Consider the following 15,532-nt stretch of genomic DNA (forward strand, 5'->3'; position numbering starts at 1 on the left):
GATAATCATGTCACCTCGGCACAGGCTCTAGGGTGCCTAACGTGATCCGGATATGTCGGAAAGTGTAGGTGCGCTGGTCAGAGGCTCAGAAATTTGATCTGACAGAGCGCGCCACAACAGCCCGACAGCGAACAAACATACTCCAGTCGCGCCGGTGAGGACGGCAGGAAGCCCGGCGAATTCGGCCACGACGCCCCCGAGCGCCGCCCCCAGCGGCATCGCGCCCATGCCGACGAGCCGGTATGCCGAGTTGACCCTGCCGAGGAGCTCGGCCGGGATCAGCCGCTGCCGCGCCGAGATCACCAGGACGTTGCCCGCCGCGCCGAGCACGCCCCAGAGCACGGCGGTGGGATAGAGCGTCCACGCGGACGGCACGAGCACCGGCACCAGGAGCAGCAGGGCGCTGACCAGCCAGGCGCCCAGCAGCGTGCGGAACTCCCCGAACAGCCCCGCCGCCCGGCCCGCCAGCAGCGACCCGGCCACCGCGCCGACCGCGAACGCCGTGGTCATCAGGCCGTATTGGGCGGGCCGCAGCCCCATCGCCGACTCCTCGCCGACGGCCCAGAGCACGAAGACGCCGAAGTAGGCGGCGTTGGCGAAGTTGAGCGCGCCGGCCGTGAGCGCCAGGCCGCGCAGCACCCGATGTGACCCCAAGAACCGCAGCGCCTGCGCGATGTCGGCGCGCATCGGCCGGTCGCGGGCGGCCGGGGCCGGTGCGTACGTGCCGCGCATGCCCAGCAGCAGCAGGCCCGCGGCGGCGTACAGGATGGCCGGGGCGCCGAACAGGACGGCGGGGACGACGGCCACGAGCAGGCCCGCCAGCGGGGCGCCGACGAAGTCGTTGCCGATCATCTGGGCGGTCGAGACGCGGCCGTTGGCCCTGGTCAGGTCGGGACCCGAGACAGTCGTCGGCAGCACGGACTGCGCCGAGAGGTCGGCGAAGACCTCGCTCACCCCGGCCAGCAGCACCGCGGCGAGCAGCAGCCAGAGGCTGAGCAGCCCGGACGCGGCCAGCGTGGTGACGCCGGCCAGGATCGCGGCGCGCACCAGGTTGGCCCGCACCATGATGCGCCGGCGGTCGGCCCGGTCGGCGACGGCGCCCGCGTGCAGCGCGAGCAGCAGCCACGGCAGCGTCGCGGCCGCGCCGACCAGCGAGACCAGGGTGGGGGAGCGGGTCAGCGAGACGGCCAGCAGCGGCGCCCCGACCTTGAGCAGGCCGTCGGCCAGGTTGGACATCGCGGTCGATGCCCACAGGAAGCCGAACGAACGGCCCAGACCCGCCATGGTGCCCCTCCGATAGTGTGTAAGGGAAAGTGTGCACAGGATTCTTTGCAAAGATAGGTTTGCACAAGTGACGAGCAAGCGCTACTCGGCACGTACGCTGGACGCGAACGCGCTCAAGTCGTTCGCCCACCCGCTGCGGCTGCGCATCTACGAGCTCCTCGACGAACACGGCCCCTCCACCGCCACCCGCCTCGCCGGCCTCCTCGGCCAGAACACCGGCGCCACCAGCTACCACCTGCGTGAGCTGGCCCGGCACGGGATGATCGAGGTCGTGGCCGGGATGGGGCGCGGCAAGGAGAAGTACTGGCGCATCACACCCGGCGGCTTCTCCTACGGCGACCAGCCCGCCGATCCCGACGCGGCCAGCGCGCTCGAGTTCCTGCTGGACGACCTGATCCGCCAGCGCAGCGCCGAGCTGGCCCGGTGGCGCGAGGTCGCCGAGCATGCGCCGGCGGAGTGGTACCAGGTCAGCGGCTTCGGGCGCCGCTCACTCCGCCTCACGCCCGAGGAGACCGGGCGGATGCGGGACGAGGTTCTTGAAGTGCTCGAACGCTACCGGGCGGTCTCGGACGGGAGAGCCCGATCGCTCGGTCCCGAGGCCGTGGCCGGCCCCGAGGTCGGTGCTGAGGCGAGCCCTCAGGGTTCAGCGAGTGCTGGGGGCCCGGTCAGTGCTGAGGACGGACGTGATCCCCAGGTGACCCAGGCAGCGGGGTCGGATGTCGCGGGCGACCCGGCGGGTTCCGGGGCGACGACAGGCGGTGCCGGCGGGATCGAACTCGCCGCAGGGGCGACGGGTGCCGCGGGGGCCGTTGGATCCGCCGCAGGGTCCGAACGGTCCGGGGGAGCGGTGGTGGGGCATGTGGTCGTGCACTTCGACGTGTTGCCCATCGGGGTGGCGCAAGCAGGCTGAGCGTCTGCCCGGTCAGGCTCGGTTGGGGCGCGGGAGGGTGTGAGTCCAGGGGCTTCCCTGGCTCGCCCCGTGAACGGGCGTGCCGATGCGGTGCGAGGTGACCGCCTATGGCGGTGTCAGGGGGTTTGGGTCAGGAGGTGGAGGGCGCGGTCGGGGATGCCTGCCGGGGCCGTCTGGAGGCTGCCGGCCGTGAACGGGGGCTCGGGGTCGTACTCGATGGCCAGCTGGACGCTTTGGGCGGTTTCCTCGTCCACGGCCTTGCCCACCAGCGTGAGGGCCATGTCGATGCCGGCCGACACCCCCGCCGCCGTCACGATCTTGCCCGTGTGCACCACCCGGGTGCTGACGGGTTCTGCGCCGTACTGCTTGAGGAGGTCGAGGAGGGCCCAGTGGCTGGTGGCGGGCAGACCCTCCAGGAGGCCGGCGGCGCCGAGCAGGAGCGAGCCGGTGCACACCGACGTGGTCCAGCGGGTGTGCTCGTGGGCCTGCCTGATCCAGTTCACCAGGGCCTCGTCGGAAAGGGCGTCCAGGGTGCCGGTGCCGCCGGGGACCATGACGACGTCGGGGGCGGGCACCTCCTCGTACGAGGCGGTGGCGGCGAGCATGAACGTGCCGAAGTCGTCGGAGACGGGCCCGCGGGCGGCGGCGACGAGCGTGACGGTGCAGCCGGGCACCATGGAGAGGACCGTGTAGGGCCCCGCCACGTCCAGCGCGGTGAAGCGGGGATAGAGCGGGATGGCCACGTGCATGACGAGTTACCTCTCCTTCGGCTGGAACCGGCGCCGATCGTCGCCGGGTGAGATCCGCGCGCGGCGAGCGCGGGCACGCTGAGGTCGGCGGCCGGGTTCGCGTCGATGTAGCCCTGCAGCTCCCTGAGCGGCTCGCGCGCGGCGTCAGCGCCCGCATGGCGGTGCCGAACCGGCTCTGCCCGCCCGGCGTGTGCAGATGGACCACGAGGCCGCGGGCGACGTTCCTGGCCAGGCCGTGGCCGTGGTCGCGGGCGACGGGGGCGAGCGCCGGTGAACTCGGCGAGCGGCCTGGTCGCGACCGGCACCCCGTTGCCCGCCGTGACGTGCCCGCCGGAGACCGACCCCGCCTCGACCTGACAGGCGTCGCGGCGGATCAGGGTCGCGGTGCCGCAGACGTCGGCCGGCCCGGCCATGTCGAGCAGCTGGAAACCGGGGAAGACGACGACGAGGACTCGTCGCTGCATGCCTTCCATGCTGGTCGCGCCCACCGATGGCGTCAATGACACGCTCATTGCACATCGTGCCACCCGCAAGACGCCGAGAGCCCCCGGGGCAGGACCGGGAGGCTCTCGGCGGCGACGGGCGGTGGAGAGGTCAGCCCATGTGCGGGTAACGGTGGTCGGTCGGCGGCACGAACGTCTCCTTGATCGCGCGGGCGCTCACCCACCGCGTCAGGTTGAAGATCGAGCCCGCCTTGTCGTTGGTGCCGGAGGCCCGCCCGCCGCCGAACGGCTGCTGGCCCACGACGGCGCCGGTCGGCTTGTCGTTGACGTAGAAGTTGCCGGCCGCGAAGCGCAGCCGCTCGGAGGCGGCGGCGATCGCGTAGCGGTCCTCGGCCACGATCGACCCGGTCAGCGCGTACGGGGCGATGCCCTCCATCTGGTCGAGCACCCTGTCGTAGTCGCCGTCGTCGTAGACGTGCACGCCGAGGATCGGCCCGAAGTACTCCTTGACGAAGATCTCGTCGGCCGGGTCGGCGCACTCCAGGATGGTCGGCTTGACGAAGTAGCCGGTGGAGTCGTCGTAGGAGCCGGTGAGCACGTCGATGTTCGAGGCGGCACGCGCCCGGTCGATGGCCTCCTTGTGCTTGGCGAAGGCCCGCGCGTCGATGACCGCGCCCATGAACGTCGACAGGTCGCCCGCCACGTCGCCCACGGTCAGCGATTCGGCGGTGGCGACGAAGTCGTCACGCATGCGGTTCCAGACCGAGCGGGGCACGTACGCACGCGACGCCGCCGAGCACTTCTGCCCCTGGTACTCGAAGGCGCCCCTGATCAGCGCGGTCGAGAGCACGGCGGGGTCGGCGGAGGGGTGCGCGAGCACGAAGTCCTTGCCGCCGGTCTCGCCGACGAGTCGCGGGTAGCCGTGGTAGCCGGCGATGTTCTCGCCGACGGTGCGCCACAGGTGCTGGAACGTCGCGGTGGAGCCGGTGAAGTGGATGCCGGCCAGCGCGGGGTGGGTCAGCGCCACCTCGGAGACGGCCTGCCCGTTGCCGGTGACCAGGTTGATCACGCCGGGAGGCAGCCCGGCGGCCTCCAGGAGCCGCATCGTGAAGTGCGCGGCGAACTGCTGGGTGGGCGACGGCTTCCAGACGACGACATTGCCCATCAAAGCCGCAGAAGTCGGCAGATTTCCGGCGATGGCGGTGAAGTTGAACGGCGTGATCGCCAGCACGAACCCCTCAAGGGGCCGGTACTCCATCCTGTTCCACACGCCGGGCGACGAGATCGGCTGGTCGGCGTAGATCTGCCGCGCGTACGAGACGTTGAACCGCAGGAAGTCGATCAGCTCGCAGGCCGCGTCGATCTCCGCCTGCTGCACCGACTTCGACTGCCCGAGCACGGTCGCCGCGTTCAGCGTGGCCCGCCACGGCCCGGACAGCAGGTCGGCCGCCCGCAGGAAGATCGCCGCCCGCTCGTCGAACGACAGGGACCGCCACGACGGCGCCGCCGCCAGCGCGGCGTCGATGGCGTCCTTCACGTCCTGGGCCGTAGCGTCGTTGGTACGGCCCAGGACGGAGCCATGGTTGTGCGGCTGCACCACGTCGATGGGCGCGCCGCCGCCGAGGCGCTGCTCGCCGCCGATGGTCATGGTCAGGTCGGCCTGCGAACCGGCCAGCTCCTTGATGCGGTCCTCCAGCGCGGCCCGCTCGGCGCTGCCGGGCGCGTAGCCGTAGACGCGCTCGTTCGCGGGCACGGGGACGTTGCTGATGGCATCCATTTACTTACCCCCAAGGGCACGAAGGAAGAAGGCGACGTTGGCGGGGCGCTCGGCCAGGCGGCGCATGAAGTAGCCGTACCAGTCGTCGCCGTAGGGGACGTAGACGCGGACCGTGTGACCCGCTCCCGCCAGGGACTCCTGCAGGTCGGTCCTGATTCCGTAGAGCATCTGGAACTCGTGGTCGCCGATCGTCCGCCCGAACCGGTCGGCGAGCAGCTCCGTGATCGCGATCATGCGATCGTCGTGCGTCGCCACCATGGGGTAACCCTTCCCCGCCATGAGGATCCGCAGGCATCGCACGTACGCCTTGTCCACAGCGGACCTGCCCTGGTGGGCGACGGACGCGGGCTCGCGGTAGGCGCCCTTGACCAGCCGTACGCGTGAGCCCTCCGCGGCGAGGTCCCGGCAGTCCTGCTCGCTCCTGAACAGGTACGCCTGGATCGCCACCCCGGTGCCCGGATAGTCCTCGCGCAGCTTGCGCAGGATCGTCAGCGTGGAGTCGACCGTGGTGTGGTCCTCCATGTCGAGCGTCACGGTGGAGTCGTTCGCCGCGGCGGCGGCGCAGATCTCGCGGGCGTGCTCCAGCGCCATCGACTCGTCGAGCCGCTGCCCGACCGCCGACAGCTTGACCGACACCTCACCCCGCGAGCCGAGCCCGAGCGGCCTGACGGCCCGCAGCAGCGTGATGTACGCGTCGGCGACCGCCTCGGCGGCCCGCGCGTCCAGCGTCTCCTCGCCCAGGTGGTCGACGGTCACGGCGAGCTTGGCGTCGCGCAGCCGTTCGATGGCGTCACGGGCCTGCTCAACGCTCTCGCCCGCGACGAACCGCTCCACGACCCTCTTCGTGAGCGGGAAGCCTGACACCGAACGGCGGACGAGCCCGCTCCGCGAAGCGGCGAGCAGCAGTTGACCCAGCATGCTTCGAGTGTAAAAAGCCAGCTCAGAGGGTGCCATCGACGCGCGTAACGCCCGGTGTGGGAGGCTGTCGTACAAATGCACAACTCGGCTGACCTGCAAGAGATCGTCGACGAGATCGCCGCCCGGCTGGGGGCGTCCGCGACGCTGGAGGACCGCTCGTTCCGGCTGCTCGCCTACGGCGCCCAGCACGGCGACATCGACACGGTCCGCCAGGAGTCGATCCTGCGCAGGCGCGCCACGGGAGAGGTGCGCGACTACTTCGAGCGCTACGGCATCGCCCGCGCGAGCGGCCCGGTCAGGATCCCCGCGGACGCCGAGCTGAAGGTCCTGGCCCGGGTGTGCTGGCCGCTGCGCCACGCCGACGTCACCTACGGCTACCTGTGGCTGCTCGACTCGGGCGAGCTGACCGACGAGCGGCTGCGCTCGGCCGCGCCGCTCGTCGCGCGGGCCGCCGCCGCGCTCGCCCAGGAGGCGCGCAGCAGGCAGGACCTCGGGCACGGGCTGCGCGCCCTGCTCTCCGCCGATCCCGAGGAACGCGCGTCCGTCCAGCTGGAGGTGAGCGGGCCGGTGGCGGCCGTCGCCGTACGCGAGTCGCCGGAGCGCGTGGCGGCACTGTGGACGCTGCCGCGCGGCGTGCTGGCACGTACCGGCTCGCCGGTCGCCCTGCTCGCCCCCGCGCACCTCGCGGGGGAGGTGGCGCGGACGGTGCAGAGCGCGTACGGCACCGCGGCCGGCGTCGGAGCCCCCCGCGACGACCCGGGGGAGGCGTGGCTGAGCTGGCGCGAGGCCCGCCAGGCGCTGCGCATCGCCGAGCACTTCCCGCGCCACGCCCCGATCGCCCGCTGGGAGGACCTCGGCGTGCACCGCCTGCTGGCCAGGCTCAGCCAGGCCGACCTGCGCGAGCTGGCGGCGGAGACGGCGGCGCTGGACGCGGAGCTGGCCCAGACGGTGGAGGTCTATCTCGACCGGGGCGGCCACGTCCAGAAGACCGCCGCCGAGCTGGGGGTGCACCGCCAGACCCTCTACTACCGGCTGGCCAAGGCCGAGCGGCTGACCCATCGCGACCTGTCGGACGGCGACGACCGGCTGGCGGTGCACCTGGCGCTCAAGGCCGCCCACCTCATCGGCAGCTGACCCCCGGACAGGGAGACGGCAGGTGGCCGAGGCCACCTGCCGGGGTCGCGTGATGGGGAATCAGGCGCAGGACTCGTAGACGCGGACGAGCTCCTGGCTCACCCGCTCCCAGGAGTAGCGCGAGCGGGCCCGGTCGGCGCCCGCGTAGCCGAGCGCGGTGCGCAGGGTGGGGTCGTACAGCAGTTCGCGGGCCAGCCGCGCGGTGCGGGCGGGACGGTCCGGCGGCACCAGCAGCCCGGTGACGCCGTCCACGATGGAGTCGAGGTGCGCGCCGACGGCCGAGGCGATCACCGGCACGCCGCAGGCCATGGCCTCCAGCGCGACGATCCCGGTCACGGCCTCGCGCGGCACCGACACGACGGCGTCCGCGCTGCGCATCAGCTTCGGTACGGCGGTCCGCTTCACCTGGCCGAGCAGCGTCACCCGGTCGGCCACGCCGAGCTGCTCCGCCAGGGCGCGCAGGCGGCGGGCGTCGCGGTCCTGGTCGAGATCGTCGGGCTCGGGGCCGCCGGCGATGACGAGCTCCACGTCACCGAGGCCGGGCAGCGCTCTGACGATGGTGTGGGCGCCGCGGTCGATCGACAGCGGGCCGACGTGCAGCAGGCGCTTGCGGGTGCCGCGCGTGGCGACCGCGCCCCGGCGCTGGAAGCGCTCGGTGTCGACGCCGTACGGCACCACCGCGATGTTCCCGCGCGGCACGCCCAGCCTGATGAGGGCGGACTCCTCGTCTCCCGAGCCCGCGATGACCGCGTTGGCCCGGCGCCCGAGCGCCCGCTCCAGGTCCTTGTGGCCGGCGTCCACCCGGTGGAACGTCTGCGTGACCGGCACCCCGAGCCCCTCGGCGCCGGCGACGGCGACCAGCCCGCCGGTCCACGAGTAGGCGTGGATCACGTCGGGGCGATCCTGCGTCCATCGCTTGCCGAGGTGGGCGCCCACCTCGCTGAGATAAGGGGACACCTCGTCGGCGGCCAGCTCCTTGGCGGGCCCCACGTCGATGTGCTCCAGAGTGACACCCGGGGCCACCCGCGTCTTGGGCTTGCCTTCGGCGTTGTCACGTCGGGAGTAGATGGTGACGTGGTGCTCGCGCCCCAGCTCTCGTGCGACGGAGAGAATGCGGTGGCGCTGGTTGCCGTTGGAAGAAGCGACGATCGCGATATTCATGGCACACCTCAGCGTGGAAAAAGCAGCCTCAAAGGTGTGCCTGCGTCTTAGGCACGTCGTTCTACTTCTCAGACGATACCCAGATTTCCGCCGATCGCAAACCCCCGCAGATCAGACACCGCGCAGGGCGAAGACCACGATCTCATCCCAGACCTGGCCGCCCGAGAACGCGTGCCGGTCGGCCTCCACCGCCTTGACCACGGTCGACGGCGCCTGCCCCGCGCACCGGCCCAGCACGTCGGCCAGCCGCTCCTCGCCGTACGGCTCGCCGCGCTCGTTCCGCGAGGAGACCAGCCCCTCCGAATAGAGCACCAGCGTCTCACCGACGGCCACCGTCAGCGTCTGGACCTCGGTCTCCGCCTCGGCGGAGATGCCCAGCGGCACGCCGCCGCCCGCCCCGAACCGCACCGCCCCGTCGGGCTGCAACAAGGCGGCGGGATGATGGCCCGCCGACGACAGCCGGATCTCGCGGCCCTTGACGAAGCCCGCCACCGCCATCACGAACATGCCGGTGCCCTGCGCGACCAGCGCCTCGTTCACCTTGCGCATGACCAGGTCGGGATCGGGCTCCCAGGCGCTGAGCACCCGCAGACCGCCGCGCACCATCGCGCTGACCGAGGCCGCCTCCTCGCCCTTGCCGGCCGCGCCGCCCAGCGCGAACCCCCAGCCGCCCGACACCGGGAACACGTCGTAGAACTCGGCGCCCACCGACGAGCCGGGATGGTAGACGGCCGCCGCCTCGTAGCCGGGCACGTCGGGCAGGTTGCGCGGGGCCACGCTGGCCGACAGCGCGTCGGCGGCCCGCGACCGGCTCTGGAAGCTCACCTGGGCGCGCAGGGCCAGGCCGAGCTGCAGCCCCACCTCCTGCATGACGGCCAGGTCGGCCAGGCCGAACGGCGGACGGTCGTGCGCGCGCACGAGCGTCAGCACGCCGTCGCCGTGCCCGATCGGCACCGACAGCAGCGAGCCCGCGCCCATCACGGTCAGCAGCGGCCCCTCCGCGCAGAACCCGAGCACGCTCTCGTCGTCCACCATCTCCTGCACCACGCCGGAGCGGCGGTCGAGCACCTGCATCACGACCATGCTGCCCGCCGGGTCGGCCGACTCCACCTGGCTGACCAGGTCGCCCAGCGGATGGTTCTTCGGCGCCATGACGGCCGCGCGGTGCGGCAGGCCGTCGCGCATCAGGTCGGCGATCACCCAGTCGGCCCACTCCGCCGCCAGCAGCCGCGTGGCCCGCTGCAGCGCTCCTGGACGCATCAGCGCGTCCTCTTCGAGCAGCAGCCTGGCCATCCTGGCCAGCAGGTCCTGCCGCCGGGCCGCGGCCAGCAGCAGCGCGCCGTCGGCCTGCTCCGGCCGCCGCGCCCCCGGCTCGGGCAGCTGCACCTCCGTCGGCAGCGCCACCGCCGCGACCATCTGCTGCGGCTCGCCCGGCATCGTCAGCCGGGTCAGCGCGAGCTGCACGGTGTGGGTGCGGCCCTGGTGCGCGAGGCGCGTCTCGAACGCCGACGGCTGGCCTGTCTGCAGCACCGCCGTCAGATGCGAGCGGAACGCCGCCCGCCGCGACACGTCCACCAGCAGCGGGAACGATCGGCCCACGAGATAGCCGTCGGGGCTGCCCAGCATGCGGGAGGTCTCGGGGTTGATCCGCCTGACCACGCCGCCGCCGTCGAGCACGATGACGGGCACGGGGAAGGCCCTGAACACCTGGCGCAGCAGCTTCAGCTCCCGCTGCCCGCCGTCCTTCTTGCCGCCCGGCCGTCTGGGGGCCTTGCGCAGCTCCTCCTGGGCCTCGGCCAGGAGTTCGGCGGCCGTGTCGAGCTCGGCCAGCGCCGCGTCGAGTGTCGGCGCGAGGTCCTTGGGGTAGGCGGCCCTCGCTTCGCGCAGCGAGGAGACGCGCCCGGCCAGCGCGTCTAGCGCGTGTTCGAGGTCCGGCATGGTCATGGTCTGAACGCTACGCCACCCGGGATAATGCTAGCCATAAGGGGTAGATGCTTGTTGCTATGGAATCGACCGCGATGATCACCCCCGGACTCGCGCGCGACCTCGCCGCACTGGGCCGCCTGGGCGAGGACACCTCGACGGAGAGCGTGCTCAGAGGACTGACGGCGGCGCTGGCGGCAGGAGTGCCCGGCTGCTCGGGAGCCTCGGCCGAGCACTGGCGCGACCACCGGGTGCTGGTCTCCGGCTCCCACAGCGAGCTGATCCTGCTCGTCGAGGGCGAACGCGAGCTGGGCGAGGGCCCGTCCATCGAAGCCAGGCAGAGCGGCGGCCGCGCCACCGTGGCCGACGTGCTCAAGGAGACCCGCTGGCCGCGCTACGACGCGCTGGCCACCCGCTCCGGCGTGCGCTCCGTGCTCACGGTGCCCATCGAGGTGCCGCCCGCGCTGCTGGTCGTCGGCCTCTACTCGGTACGCCCCGGCGCGTTCTCGCCCCAGGGCGCGGTGTCGCTCGCCGACATGCTGACCGAGCAGGTCGGCGTGGCGATGGCCAACATGTGGGAGTTCGAGGAGGTGCGCACCGACGCCGCCCAGCTGCAGGAGGCCCTGGCAGGACGCTCGCTGATCGACCAGGCCAAGGGCATCATCATGCAGACCAGCGGGTGCAGCGCCGAGGCCGCGTTCGAGGAGCTGCGCCGCATCTCCCAGCACCACCAGGTGAAGGTGGCCGACCTCGCCAGGCTGCTGGTCGAGGAGCACCAGCGCAAGTCGTCGAAACGCGGCTGACCCTCACCGGACGCGGCTCACCCGGAGCCGCTCACCGGACTGGACGCCGCTCACTTGATCGCGGCGACCGCGTCCGCGAGCGTGTCGTAGATCGGCAGCCGCTGCGCCAGACCTGTGATCCACATCACCTTCGACTTGGTGTACTCCACCCCGATGAGCGCGAACTTGGTGCCCGCCGTGAGGCTGGTCTGCCAGTGATGCACGATCAGCCCGAGCGCGCGCGAGTCCATGAACGTCACCCCGGCGAGGTCGAGGATCAGGTCGTCGCCCGCCATGGCTAGATAGTCGGCGAACTGGGCTCGTGTCGTGGCGTCGAGCACCCCGTCGACCCGCACCACGGTGATCCCGTCCACGGTCGACGACGTCAGGCTGAGGGCCGCCACGGGCTCCCCGCCGTTCTCCGGCATTGTCACGGAGCAACCCTACTGTCACCACGCGATCGAGGAATACTTCCGGCTCGATGGGGGACACTGGATCCGAGGTCCAGCAGAGGGCTTCTGTCTCGAGAACAGACGAGGCGTGCCTCTGCATGGGCTTTTTCCTTGCGAGGCCGCCTGCGATCCATATAGGGAGCAGCGATGGCTGTGCAGGAATACGTCCTCGAGGAGATGACCGCGGAAGAACTCCTGGCCGAAATGGTCAGGGAAGAGACGCCCGACAGCCACAGGGAACGCCTGCGCGAGCGCATCGTCGAGATGCACAGGCCGCTCGCCATGGAGATCGCGCGACGCTACCGCTACCGCGGCGAGCCATTGGAGGATCTCCTCCAGGCCGCGTATGTTGGCCTGATGAAAGCCGTCAACGGCTTCGACCCGACCCTCGGACACGCGTTCAGGGGCTACGCGGTCGTCACGATGACCGGCGAGGTCAAGCGGCACTTCCGCGACCGCACCTGGGCGATCCGGGTGCCCCGCCTCTACCAGGAGCGCCGCTCGGAGCTCAACCGGCTCGTGGCCGACCTGAGCCAGGACCTCGGCAGGTCCCCGACCGTTGCGGAGCTCGCCGCCAAGATGAACATCACGGAGGAGGACGTCCTGCTGACGCTCGACGCCTCGGCCGCGTACAGCACGCTCTCGCTCGACGCGCCGCTCGGCACGGACGACGACGCCGCCTCGCTCGGCGACGTCATCCCCGAGGACGACGACACGCTGAGCACCATGGTCGACAGGGAGGCCGTCAAGCCGCTCATCGACGCCCTGCCCTCCCGCGAGAAGCACATCCTGCTGCTGCGCTTCTTCGGCAACATGACGCAGGCCGAGATCGCGGCCGAGTTCGGCATCTCGCAGATGCACGTCTCACGCATCCTGCGCAAGGTTCTCGACCAGCTGCGTGCCGAGCTGGTCTCCTGACGAGGGCGGTCACCGGGTGAACGAGGACGTGGAGCCTCAGTCGGGCCACAAGGGCCCGCCACCCGGCGCGCCCGTGAAAGGCCTGCGGTTCCGCCTGCCGGATCTGCCGCGCGTGCGGCAGTACGCCGAGGAGGAGGCGCGGGCCGCCGGCATGCCGGAGGAGGCCATCGGCGACTTCGTCATCGCCGTCAACGAGGTCGCCACCAACGCCGTCACCCACGGGCACGACCACGCGTTCCTGCGGACGTGGACCTCGAACGGCGACCTCGTCGTCGAGGTGCACGACAACGGCTCGTGGAAACCGGGGCCGATGCCCGGCTCCGTCGGCGGCATGGGGCTGTGGGTGGCTCGCCTGCTCTCCTCCGACCTGACCTTGCGGGTCGGCGGCGAGGGCAGCACGGTCATCATGCGCTTTCCCGGCAAAAGCTGACATCGCGTTCATTGTGTATGGCGAAAGGGCCCGGATCTCCGGGCCCTTTCGCTTCGTCCTAGCGGCGGGCCCTGCTGCGCCAGCCGCCGTTGCCCGTACGGATGCCGGCCGTGCCGACGCCCGCCTGGTGCAGCGCCAGCAGCGTCAGCCCCAGCAGGACGAACGTCATCCCGGAGAAGCCGCCGGGGATCGACGCGCCCACCAGGTCAAGCAGGAACCCTAGACCGAAGATGATCGCTGCGATGATCGCGAGCATGCCACGTCACCTCATTCCCTGAGCGTGCTGGACGCCGTGGTCCTGCGAGATCCCCTGGGCGTGCTGGACACCATGGTCCTGCGAGATCCCCTGGGCGTGCGGCGCGCCGTGGTCCTGCGAGCCGCTGAGCGCCAGCAGGCGCTCCAGGACGTTGCGGTAGTCGCGCAGCGCCAGCCGCAGCTGCTCGGTCTCCGCCTCGCCGGCGTCCTTCCAGCGGCCGCGCAGCGCCTCCGTACGGCTCGTCAGGCTGCTGGTGAGCGACTCCACCACCTCGCCGACCAGCCCGTCCGCGCGCCGCACCGCCTCACCGGGGTCGTCCACGAACGACGCCTGCAGGTCGCGCCAGCGGGCCTGCACCTGGGTGGGGTCCTGGTCGAACAGGACGATGTCGTCGGGGGCCGCGTGCGCCGGCGCCTGGTCCGCGTACGGGTCACGGCCGGTCGCCGCGGGGGCCACGGGGGTCGCCGCGACGCCGGTGCCAGGGATCGAGGTCCCGTCGCCTTCGTCGTCGTACGGGGAGATGCGGTCGGTCCCGGCCTCGGACGCGGCCAGCTCGTCGCCGTCGCGGACGGGCTCGTCGCTGACGATCACGTCCTCGACGGGCTCCCGGTGCGCCACGTCGTCCTTGGGATCGTCACGCAGATCGTCCGCGAGGCCGTCCCGCTCGCCGTCCCTGTAGTCGCGCGCACGGTCGTTCGGGGTGTCATGCGGGGTGTCGTTTCCGGCGTCGTCGTACGTCCTGCCGGGCTGCGACGGCACCTTGAGCTCGTCGCTGCTGCTCATATCGTGCTCACCGTCCTCGGGTGGTCTCGTGGAGGAGCTCCTCGAACAGCGCGCGGTAGTGCACCATGGCCTGCCGGAGGTCCTCGGTGGAGGCCTCCTTCCTGGCCGCGCGCCCGCTGATCTCGTGAGCCGTCCTGTAGTGGTCGAGCGTCGCCGCGTGCCCGACCGACAGGTCGGACAGGCGCTGCTCGAAGTCCTCGGTGGGGTAGCCCCGCTCGGCCATGACGGCCGTCACGAGCTGGTCCGCCTCCGTCACCGCGAAGCCGGGCGCGTCCACGAAGCGCTCCTGGACCTCGATCCAGCGGCTCGCGTACGCGTCGCGGGACTCGTCCGACAGGGGCCTGATGTCCAGCTCGGCGTGGCGCTGCTCACGGTCGAGCAGCTCCTGCTCCGCCTCCCGGCGGTTGTCGTGCTCGGAGACTATGCGTTCGTACTCCGGGCCGAAGCGTTCGCGGAGGTGGGAGCGGCGCTTCTGCTGCTGCAGCATGAACCAGCCCACTGCGGCGAGCGCCACCACCACGACCACGACGACGGCCACCCATGCAGAGGTGGTCATGTTCTCGCCTCCGGTCTCTTTGATGAGACCAGCGCCTGCCCTCGAACAGGTATGTCGAAACGCGAGCCTCAGTGAGCGTCGAGTGCTTTCCTCGCCGCCTCCAGCACGGCTGCGACATGTGAGCCCCCTGGGGAGGCCGGCACCTCGCTGAACCCTTCCGCGGGGTCGTAGCGCACGTCCAGGCCCGCGTCGACGAGTCGCTGAGCCCACCGCAGCGCCGTGTTCAGCCGCTCGGCCGCCGGCGGCTTGCCCTGCGCCGCGGCCGACAGGTTGCGCAGGTTCGTGGCGGGCCCCGACTGGGAGTGCGTCCTGGCGAGCTTCCACGGCAGGGCGGCGCTGTGGTCGAGCATCGGCTTGGCCAGCCCCGCGGCCCGCTTGGCCTGCAACACCCCCGATTCGCTCACCCCGAAGTGCGCCGCCAGCTCCTGCACGCTCCGCCCTTGAGCGACGAGCCTGGCCAGCTCATCCCGATCGATGCTCGGCCTGCGCCCCACTGGCCGCCTCCGCTCCCGCTTTTCCGTGTACGCGTGCACCTCTGATGTGCGCTAAGGTTATGACGTCCCGCCCCGCAGGGGGCGGCCGACACAACCGGGACGTAGCGCAGCTTGGTAGCGCACTTGACTGGGGGTCAAGGGGTCGCAGGTTCAAATCCTGTCGTCCCGACGGTTGCGAAGCAGCAGGCCATCTCCGATGAGAATCGGAGATGGCCTCTTCGCATTTCGAGATGATGAAGATGCCCGCGGCCGATCAGTACGCCCTTCTCGCGGCCCATGGTTTCGGCGAGACGTTCGCCGCGTCGTGGATCGAGAACGAGGATCGCGGCGAGATCGCCGGCCTCCTCGGGCTCGACCGGCGCAGCTCGCGGGAGGCGTCTCTGGAGCAGGAGGAGGCGCCGACGCCGGACGGGTTCCTTTCCTTCAACGGCCACGACGCCGTCTGGATCGGGCCGCACGCCCCCGGCTGGTCCGCCGTGGTCGGCCTCAGCGACGACGACTGGTTCCGCACCGCCGGCACGGTCTTTCGCGTGTCCTGAGGCTCTGCAGCGAGCCAGGTGCG

17 protein-coding genes and 1 tRNA gene are annotated in these 15,532 nt (G+C 71.5%); 7 read left to right on the forward strand and 11 right to left on the reverse strand.

The window, feature by feature from the left end; all coding sequences use genetic code 11:
* Positions 1-36: 36 nt before the first annotated feature.
* A complete protein-coding gene (locus AB0K12_RS23230; RefSeq protein ID WP_364564620.1) occupies positions 37-1,284 on the reverse strand; it encodes an MFS transporter in 1,248 nt (415 codons plus the stop codon).
* Positions 1,285-1,351: 67 nt separating this feature from the next.
* Here AB0K12_RS23230 and AB0K12_RS23235 point away from each other — a divergent pair, with 67 nt between their 5' ends.
* A complete protein-coding gene (locus AB0K12_RS23235; RefSeq protein WP_364564625.1) occupies positions 1,352-2,194 on the forward strand; it encodes a winged helix-turn-helix domain-containing protein in 843 nt (280 codons plus the stop codon).
* Between the two features lie 116 nt (positions 2,195-2,310).
* Here the strand turns inward: AB0K12_RS23235 and AB0K12_RS23240 are convergent, their stop codons facing one another.
* The 3 genes from AB0K12_RS23240 to AB0K12_RS23250 all read right to left on the reverse strand — a co-directional run bounded on the left by AB0K12_RS23240 (position 2,311) and on the right by AB0K12_RS23250 (position 6,081).
* Positions 2,311-2,943, reverse strand: coding sequence for a DJ-1/PfpI family protein (locus tag AB0K12_RS23240; RefSeq protein WP_364564630.1), 633 nt, complete (start codon positions 2,941-2,943; stop codon positions 2,311-2,313).
* 594 nt (positions 2,944-3,537) lie between these two features.
* Positions 3,538-5,163: an L-glutamate gamma-semialdehyde dehydrogenase gene (gene pruA, locus AB0K12_RS23245; protein WP_364564634.1), complete on the reverse strand. Its 1,626-nt coding sequence runs from the start codon at positions 5,161-5,163 to the stop codon at positions 3,538-3,540.
* Entirely contained in the window at positions 5,164-6,081 is a 918-nt protein-coding gene (locus AB0K12_RS23250; RefSeq protein WP_364564637.1) for a proline dehydrogenase family protein, read from the reverse strand. It abuts the gene before it with no gap.
* A gap of 75 nt (positions 6,082-6,156) precedes the next feature.
* Here AB0K12_RS23250 and AB0K12_RS23255 point away from each other — a divergent pair, with 75 nt between their 5' ends.
* Positions 6,157-7,215 (forward strand): helix-turn-helix domain-containing protein, encoded by a 1,059-nt coding sequence (locus tag AB0K12_RS23255; RefSeq protein WP_364564640.1) that lies wholly within the window; start codon positions 6,157-6,159, stop codon positions 7,213-7,215.
* A gap of 60 nt (positions 7,216-7,275) precedes the next feature.
* Here AB0K12_RS23255 and AB0K12_RS23260 read toward each other — a convergent pair whose 3' ends face one another.
* Together AB0K12_RS23260 and AB0K12_RS23265 are read right to left on the reverse strand one after the other, a co-directional pair.
* Positions 7,276-8,376: a glycosyltransferase gene (locus AB0K12_RS23260; RefSeq protein ID WP_364564643.1), complete on the reverse strand. Its 1,101-nt coding sequence runs from the start codon at positions 8,374-8,376 to the stop codon at positions 7,276-7,278.
* Between the two features lie 111 nt (positions 8,377-8,487).
* Entirely contained in the window at positions 8,488-10,320 is a 1,833-nt protein-coding gene (locus AB0K12_RS23265; RefSeq protein ID WP_364564646.1) for a SpoIIE family protein phosphatase, read from the reverse strand.
* 59 nt (positions 10,321-10,379) lie between these two features.
* On the opposite strand from AB0K12_RS23265, the gene AB0K12_RS23270 reads away from it, so the two are divergent.
* Complete coding sequence (locus AB0K12_RS23270; protein WP_364564648.1) at positions 10,380-11,102, forward strand: GAF and ANTAR domain-containing protein; 723 nt, start codon at positions 10,380-10,382, stop codon at positions 11,100-11,102.
* Positions 11,103-11,152: 50 nt separating this feature from the next.
* Here AB0K12_RS23270 and AB0K12_RS23275 read toward each other — a convergent pair whose 3' ends face one another.
* On the reverse strand, positions 11,153-11,509 hold the full coding sequence (locus AB0K12_RS23275) for an STAS domain-containing protein (protein ID WP_345409712.1): 357 nt from the start codon (positions 11,507-11,509) through the stop codon (positions 11,153-11,155).
* Between the two features lie 171 nt (positions 11,510-11,680).
* Between AB0K12_RS23275 and AB0K12_RS23280 the strand changes: the two genes are divergently transcribed.
* Positions 11,681-12,451 (forward strand): SigB/SigF/SigG family RNA polymerase sigma factor, encoded by a 771-nt coding sequence (locus AB0K12_RS23280; RefSeq protein WP_345401745.1) that lies wholly within the window; start codon positions 11,681-11,683, stop codon positions 12,449-12,451.
* Positions 12,432-12,881, forward strand: coding sequence for an ATP-binding protein (locus tag AB0K12_RS23285; RefSeq protein ID WP_364564652.1), 450 nt, complete (start codon positions 12,432-12,434; stop codon positions 12,879-12,881). Before AB0K12_RS23280 ends, AB0K12_RS23285 begins: the two co-directional genes overlap by 20 nt.
* Positions 12,882-12,939: 58 nt before the next feature.
* Here the strand turns inward: AB0K12_RS23285 and AB0K12_RS23290 are convergent, their stop codons facing one another.
* From AB0K12_RS23290 to AB0K12_RS23305, 4 genes are all read right to left on the reverse strand, one after another.
* Entirely contained in the window at positions 12,940-13,137 is a 198-nt protein-coding gene (locus tag AB0K12_RS23290; protein WP_355421584.1) for a hypothetical protein, read from the reverse strand.
* Positions 13,138-13,143: 6 nt separating this feature from the next.
* Positions 13,144-13,920, reverse strand: a complete 777-nt coding sequence (locus AB0K12_RS23295) for a hypothetical protein (RefSeq protein WP_364564655.1) — start codon at positions 13,918-13,920, stop codon at positions 13,144-13,146.
* A 7-nt stretch (positions 13,921-13,927) separates the two neighbouring features.
* Complete coding sequence (locus tag AB0K12_RS23300) at positions 13,928-14,476, reverse strand: hypothetical protein (RefSeq protein WP_364564657.1); 549 nt, start codon at positions 14,474-14,476, stop codon at positions 13,928-13,930.
* 68 nt (positions 14,477-14,544) lie between these two features.
* Positions 14,545-14,970: a hypothetical protein gene (locus AB0K12_RS23305; RefSeq protein ID WP_364366378.1), complete on the reverse strand. Its 426-nt coding sequence runs from the start codon at positions 14,968-14,970 to the stop codon at positions 14,545-14,547.
* Between the two features lie 95 nt (positions 14,971-15,065).
* Here AB0K12_RS23305 and AB0K12_RS23310 point away from each other — a divergent pair.
* Positions 15,066-15,139: transfer RNA gene (locus tag AB0K12_RS23310), tRNA-Pro, on the forward strand.
* Between the two features lie 61 nt (positions 15,140-15,200).
* Positions 15,201-15,509, forward strand: a complete 309-nt coding sequence (locus tag AB0K12_RS23315; RefSeq protein ID WP_364564662.1) for a hypothetical protein — start codon at positions 15,201-15,203, stop codon at positions 15,507-15,509.
* The last annotated feature ends 23 nt before the right edge of the window (positions 15,510-15,532 follow it).

The organism is Nonomuraea sp. NPDC049419 (genome assembly GCF_040676995.1).
Lineage (GTDB): Bacteria > Actinomycetota > Actinomycetes > Streptosporangiales > Streptosporangiaceae > Nonomuraea > Nonomuraea salmonea.

What these genes read in the sequence shown, in the direction of transcription:
- AB0K12_RS23250 (WP_364564637.1), bottom strand. Translation starts at nt 6,081, where the DNA reads ATGCTGGGTCAACTGCTGCTCGCCGCTTCGCGGAGCGGGCTCGTCCGC.
- AB0K12_RS23315 (WP_364564662.1), top strand. Translation starts at nt 15,201, where the DNA reads ATGATGAAGATGCCCGCGGCCGATCAGTACGCCCTTCTCGCGGCCCAT.
- AB0K12_RS23275 (WP_345409712.1), bottom strand. Translation starts at nt 11,509, where the DNA reads ATGCCGGAGAACGGCGGGGAGCCCGTGGCGGCCCTCAGCCTGACGTCG.
- pruA (WP_364564634.1), bottom strand. Translation starts at nt 5,163, where the DNA reads ATGGATGCCATCAGCAACGTCCCCGTGCCCGCGAACGAGCGCGTCTAC.
- AB0K12_RS23300 (WP_364564657.1), bottom strand. Translation starts at nt 14,476, where the DNA reads ATGACCACCTCTGCATGGGTGGCCGTCGTCGTGGTCGTGGTGGTGGCG.
- AB0K12_RS23295 (WP_364564655.1), bottom strand. Translation starts at nt 13,920, where the DNA reads ATGAGCAGCAGCGACGAGCTCAAGGTGCCGTCGCAGCCCGGCAGGACG.
- AB0K12_RS23265 (WP_364564646.1), bottom strand. Translation starts at nt 10,320, where the DNA reads ATGACCATGCCGGACCTCGAACACGCGCTAGACGCGCTGGCCGGGCGC.
- AB0K12_RS23280 (WP_345401745.1), top strand. Translation starts at nt 11,681, where the DNA reads ATGGCTGTGCAGGAATACGTCCTCGAGGAGATGACCGCGGAAGAACTC.
- AB0K12_RS23240 (WP_364564630.1), bottom strand. Translation starts at nt 2,943, where the DNA reads ATGCACGTGGCCATCCCGCTCTATCCCCGCTTCACCGCGCTGGACGTG.
- AB0K12_RS23255 (WP_364564640.1), top strand. Translation starts at nt 6,157, where the DNA reads ATGCACAACTCGGCTGACCTGCAAGAGATCGTCGACGAGATCGCCGCC.
- AB0K12_RS23270 (WP_364564648.1), top strand. Translation starts at nt 10,380, where the DNA reads ATGGAATCGACCGCGATGATCACCCCCGGACTCGCGCGCGACCTCGCC.
- AB0K12_RS23290 (WP_355421584.1), bottom strand. Translation starts at nt 13,137, where the DNA reads ATGCTCGCGATCATCGCAGCGATCATCTTCGGTCTAGGGTTCCTGCTT.
- AB0K12_RS23230 (WP_364564620.1), bottom strand. Translation starts at nt 1,284, where the DNA reads ATGGCGGGTCTGGGCCGTTCGTTCGGCTTCCTGTGGGCATCGACCGCG.
- AB0K12_RS23260 (WP_364564643.1), bottom strand. Translation starts at nt 8,376, where the DNA reads ATGAATATCGCGATCGTCGCTTCTTCCAACGGCAACCAGCGCCACCGC.